This window comes from Streptomyces sp. RP5T (assembly GCF_003933965.1).
GTDB lineage: Bacteria > Actinomycetota > Actinomycetes > Streptomycetales > Streptomycetaceae > Streptomyces.
Genome location: NZ_RSAJ01000623.1, coordinates 1 through 4710, shown reverse-complemented (window position 1 = coordinate 4710; position 4710 = coordinate 1). Strand labels below are relative to the sequence as shown.

General features: G+C 73.6%; 4 protein-coding genes. 1 reads left to right on the top strand and 3 read right to left on the bottom strand.

Features of this window, described 5'->3' with window-relative positions:
• Both EHS43_RS37825 and EHS43_RS37820 read right to left on the bottom strand, forming a co-directional pair.
• Positions 1-284, bottom strand: a 284-nt coding sequence (locus tag EHS43_RS37825; RefSeq protein ID WP_125195144.1) for a trypsin-like serine protease, incomplete at its 3' end; no start/stop codon positions are given.
• Between the two features lie 4 nt (positions 285-288).
• A complete protein-coding gene (locus EHS43_RS37820; RefSeq protein ID WP_125195143.1) occupies positions 289-621 on the bottom strand; it encodes a CU044_2847 family protein in 333 nt (110 codons plus the stop codon).
• Between the two features lie 108 nt (positions 622-729).
• Here EHS43_RS37820 and EHS43_RS48860 point away from each other — a divergent pair, with 108 nt between their 5' ends.
• Complete coding sequence (locus tag EHS43_RS48860; protein ID WP_125195142.1) at positions 730-1689, top strand: hypothetical protein; 960 nt, start codon at positions 730-732, stop codon at positions 1687-1689.
• A gap of 386 nt (positions 1690-2075) precedes the next feature.
• Here EHS43_RS48860 and EHS43_RS37810 read toward each other — a convergent pair whose 3' ends face one another.
• Positions 2076-4670, bottom strand: a complete 2595-nt coding sequence (locus tag EHS43_RS37810; protein ID WP_125195141.1) for an AAA family ATPase — start codon at positions 4668-4670, stop codon at positions 2076-2078.
• Between the last annotated feature and the right edge of the window lie 40 nt (positions 4671-4710).

Genomic DNA, 4710 nt, shown 5'->3' with positions numbered 1-4710 from the left:
GGCTCGGCGAGTTCGAGGACCGCGATGTCGGCGGTGCCGGTTCCGGTAAGCGGGTGCCAGCCGTCGGGCACCACGGTGGCACGGATCGGCTCGTGCTCCGGCGCGTGCTGGAACCGGACGTACACCGGTTCCTCGGGGTGGCCGGGCGCCGCGCTCTCCCGTACGACGTGGGCGCAGGTCAGCACATGTCCCGGTGTGGCCAGCAGTCCGGCGCCGGACGGGACGGCGTCCGGGGTGCGGTGGACGCTCACCTGCCAGGGGGCGCGCTCCTCGGGGGCGGTCACGGAGTCACGCCCCGCTGCCGGAGGCGGGACCGCTCCAGTGGATCTTGACGTTGAAGTGGCCCTCCAGGGCGGTCTTCGCGATCACGACACCGGACTCGGCGTTGAGCTTCATCCCGAACTCGACCTCGTACTCGTCCGGCGCGAGTGCGCCCACGAAGTCCACGACCGACCGCAGTGCGGGGCGTACCACCGCCAGGGCCTCCTCCAGGTGCCGCCCGGCCTCGGCGACACCGTGGCTGTCGCGGACGCCGATCCGTTCCAGGTCGACCTCCTCGTCGTCGACCTCGACGAGCAGCGTCGCACCGTCAGCGGCGTGGAAACGCACTAACTCCGCCATGATTACCCCGAATTGTGTCTATTGGATGATGGGCATAGAGAATAATGTCGCTGCTACAAGTTCATGTGTCTTTGTCAGGAAACATCACCAACTCCGAGGGAGGGCACCGTGGACGACAGCAGGCGAGGCATCACGGAGACGCTGGCCGCCGCCGACGTCAGCGAACAGGAGGCCGCCCTGCGGGTGCTGGGCCAGGCGCTGCGCTGGGCGGCCGCTTCGTTGCGCCACACGGACGGCGGGGAGAGCGGGGCGCCGGCCCTCGCCGCCCTGTACGCGCTGGACGACGCCCTGACGGACGGCCGGGAGCTGGCCCGGGAACTGCCGGGGCTGATCGCGGCCGCCCGCCCCGGCCCGCAAGTGGCCCGGGGTTCCGCGGAGTTGATGCGCGAGCTGACGGACACCGCCGACCGGGTGCGTGCCGCGCGCCAGACGCTGGAGCACCTCACGACCACGGAGGACGCGCTGCGCCGCCGCCTGGCCGAGCACGAGGAACTGCGCCGTCAGGTGGACGAACTGCGCCGGCTGGAGCGGCTGGTGGACGCCCTGGACGCGCTCCAGGACCAACAGCAGGTCATCGGCGCGCGGTTGGCCGAGCTGCGCGGGCGCGACACCGGCGTCGACCAGTCGCTGCGCACCAGCAGCGACGCGCTGGTCCGGCTCACCGAGGAGCGGCTCGCGCTGCTGGCCCCGCAGACACGCGAGACCCTGGAGCGGGCCGCGACGGCGCAGAAGGCCCTGGCCGCGGCGGAGCGTGAGTACCGGGCGAGCCAGGCGGAACTCGCCGACTACCAGGACCGGTTGGAGGCCGTGCACGCCGCGCAGGGCGCCCGGCTGGCCTCCCTGAACCGGCATGCGCGGGCCGACCGGGAGCTGGCCCGCGCGCTGCGGGGGGCGGCGGCTGCGGACGGCCCGGCCCCGGCGGAGGGCGGACTCACCCTGGAGCAGGTGGAGGCCCTCGCGGACACCGTCGAACGGCGGCTCCACGAGGCCGACGAGGCTCTCACCGTGGTACTGCGGGACCGGGAGGAACGGGACGCCGAGGGCCGGACGATGCTGACCCGCACCTGACCGGCGTCGCCTGGGGTGGCCGTCTTGCGCATGACGGCCCGCTCCCCCGGGGGCCGGCCACTCGGCGGGCCGGGGGCCACACCGGACGGTGACGGACAGCCCACGCAGCCGTGCGGTCGCCGCCGCCTGTGCCCCACCCGCACCTCGCCGAGCATCGGCTCGCGTGCCGTGAGGTCGCCGCCGTGCGACCTGAGGCGGGCGGGTCATCGGGGCCGCCGCGGGATCGCCGGGGAATCCTGGGCGCCCTCCGGCCAGGACTCGCCGTCGGCGGACCGATCTCGCGCGGATCCGGCGGCGGCAGGCCGTCGCCTGTGCCGCAGCCTCATCTCGCGCCCGCGTGCTGCGCCGCCCACCTCCACCGCGCCACCGCGCGGGCTGCGGCGGTTTCATCGAGGCCGCCGCGGGATCGCCGGCGGGTCCGGGACGTCCTCCGGACGGAACTCGCCGTCGGCGGTTCCGTTCTGGGCGAAGCGGGCGGCCATGCGGCCCTCCATGGTGCCCAGCAGACCGCGCACGGTGCGTGCGTTGCCGAAGGCGGCGGGGTCGGCGAGGCGGGTGGCGTGCAGCCAGCGGGTGGCGCGGTCGGGGACGCCGTCGCCCAGGGTGTACCCCTCCGCCGCGGCCATCCGGCGGAGGATCTCGGCCAGGTCGTCGAGGGAGTACTCCGGAAAGGGCACCCGGACGGTGAAGCGCGACGGCATGCCCGGGTTGAAGGCCAGCAACTGGTCCATGTCCTCGGGGTAACCGGCCGCGATCACCACCAGGCGTCCCCGCCAGTGCTCCATCTCCCGGATCAGGGTGTCGATGGCCTCGGCGCCGAACCCGCCACCCCCCTGGGTGTCCCGCACCAGGCCGTAGGCCTCGTCGATGAACAGCACACCGTCCAGGGCGTCGTGCGCCGCCTTGCGCACCAGCGGCGCGGTCTGGCCGACGTAGCTCGCCACCAGGTCGGTGCGGGTCACCTCGACGACGTGCTGCTTGCGGAGCAGGCCGAGGTCATGGAAGAGCTTGCCGATCAGCCGGGCCACGGTGGTCTTGCCCGTCCCGGGCGGCCCCGTGAACAGCATGTGGGGCGCGGCCGGCCCACCCTTGTTCAGCGCCTGCCGCATGCGCAGCCGGTTGGCGAGGTTCTCCAGGACCTCCCGCACCGGCTTCATCCCGACGTACTCGTCGAGCTCGGCGAGCAACGCGGACGGGTCCGGCGCGGGGCGGGGCAGATACCCCCGGTAGGCGTCGGGCAGGTCGTCGACGGTGACCGGGACCGTGACGTCGCGCCGGACCCGCCGGGCCCAGCGTTTGGCGATGCCGTCGGCGAGGGTGCGCATGTCCCGGGCGTTGGCGAAGTCCTCGCCCGCGGTCCTGCGCATCTGAGCGACGACGTCCCGGAACGTGTCCGCCACGCCCTCCGCGAGCCGCAGTCCGCGCTCCTCCAGGCGGCGCAGCAGGACCGCCGTGAGGGTGCCGGTGTCGAAGTCGGGGAAGTCCAGGACGTTGTCCAGCGGGAACCGGCTGGCGAGCCCGGGGTTGGCCGCCAGGAACTCCTTCATCTTCCCCGGGTATCCGGCGACGATCACGACCAGCCGGCCCCGGTCGTCCTCCATCCGTTTCAGCAGCGTCTGGATCGCCTCGTCGCCGAACCCGTCCCGCTGGTCGCTGAGTCCGTACGCCTCGTCGATGAACAGCACACCGTCCAGGGCCCGGTCGACGGTCCGGTTGGTCAACGCGGCCGTCTGGCCGACGTATCCGGCCACCAGGTCGCTCATCCTCGCCTCGACGCAGTGACCGCGCGCCAGCAGGTCCAGGTCGCGGTACATCTCCCCCACAAGCCGTGCCACGGTGGTCTTCCCGGTGCCCGGGTTGCCGGTGAACACCAGGTGCAGAGCGGGTGGTTCGGCGGTCGTGGCCCGCCCCAGGGCACGCAGTTCGCCGTCCGCCTCCGTCTCGGCCCGCAACTGCTCGAAGTACTGCTTGAGCGCGTCGAGCCCCTGCATCGCCTCCAGCCGCTCCCAGGCGGTGCGCCCGTCGGCGGACACCGAGCCCAGCCACTGCCGTACGGTGTCCCGGCTCAGTTCCCCGCCTCTGTGGGCCAGTCTGCCCAGCCGGGTGTGCCAGGTGAGCGCCTTGCCGGGGTGGGCGGCCATCGCCTTGACGATCGGATCGAGCTCCCGCCAGTCCGCGATCCGCAGCCCCCGGCGCAGCCGTACCTCGTGGACGAGCCGTTCCAGTTCGGCGGCCTCCGGGTGGCCGACACGGTAGGTGCCGCCGTGTCCGGCCGCGGAGCGCTGATCGTCGACGAAGGTCTCCAGGAACGGGAAGTGCCCCTGGGCGCGCACGAAGTCGGCCACCTCGTCCAGGGTCGACTTGCGGAAGACCAGGACCCAGAGGTTGCGGTCGTTGCCGTGATGGGCCCAGCGCTCCATGGCGCCGGCCAGCTCGCGCGGGGCGGTGGTGTGGCGCAGGCTCTCCTCGGCGTGCGAGAAGACCACCGCGGTCCGGACGCGGGTCTGGCGCAGATGGCCGGTCAGGGTGCTCACGCTGAACGGGTCGCTGATTCCGGTGGACGGCCGCGGCCGCGCCGGTCCCGCGGGCTCCGGTTCCGTGCCGGGGCCGCTCCCGCGTCCGGCCCGCACGTCCAGGCCGCCCAGCGGTCCCCTGAGCTGCCGGTGGCGCATGACGCCCGGGCGGGCGCGCGCGGTCCGGGCGCCCGCGCCGCCGGACAGGGCCCGGGAGGTCTCGTCCCGGAAGTAGACGGGGTGTTCCAGGGAACTGAAGACGATCCGTTCGTACCCCTCCGCGCGCAGCAGTCGCCACAGCGCCTGCTCCAGGACGCACACCTGGTAGGCGCTGTCGACGAACACGTCCCCCACGCCCGGCCCGTAGACGACGGTGAACGGCTCGCCGCCGTGCAGGGCGGACGGGTCGAGCCGTTCCGTCGTCGGGAAGGGCGGCGGCGGACCGGCCCCGGCCGTCGTCGCGGTCACAGGGTCTTCCGCGCGGGCTCTTCCCCGGCGGGAGCCGGGG

Coding starts and splice junctions, on each gene's coding strand:
- EHS43_RS37820 (WP_125195143.1), bottom strand. CDS start 621: ATGGCGGAGTTAGTGCGTTTCCACGCCGCTGACGGTGCGACGCTGCTC.